Origin of the sequence: Pseudomonas sp. BJa3, assembly GCF_026343815.1 — a bacterium.
Lineage (GTDB): Bacteria > Pseudomonadota > Gammaproteobacteria > Pseudomonadales > Pseudomonadaceae > Aquipseudomonas > Aquipseudomonas soli.
Map to the genome: position 1 here is coordinate 1 of NZ_JAOXMC010000536.1, position 237 is coordinate 237.

Genomic DNA, 237 nt, shown 5'->3' on the forward strand with positions numbered 1-237 from the left:
GATCAGGCCGTCGAGGATTGCCAGGGTCAGCGGCAGGCGGATGCCGATGCGAGTGCCCATGCCGGGCGCCGAGTCGATGTCGATGCGCCCGCCCATGGCACCGATGTTGCGCTTCACCACGTCCATGCCGACGCCGCGTCCGGACAGCTCGGTGACCGTCTCGGCGGTGGAGAAGCCGGGCATGAACACCAGTTGCCAGACCTCGGCGTCGCTCATCCCGTCATGCACCGGCAGGTT

1 protein-coding gene is annotated in these 237 nt (G+C 67.9%); it reads right to left on the bottom strand.

Features of this window, described 5'->3' with window-relative positions; translation table 11 throughout:
* Window positions 1-237 (bottom strand): ATP-binding protein (locus OH705_RS28695; RefSeq protein ID WP_267303632.1); only part of this gene is annotated, 237 nt, incomplete at both ends.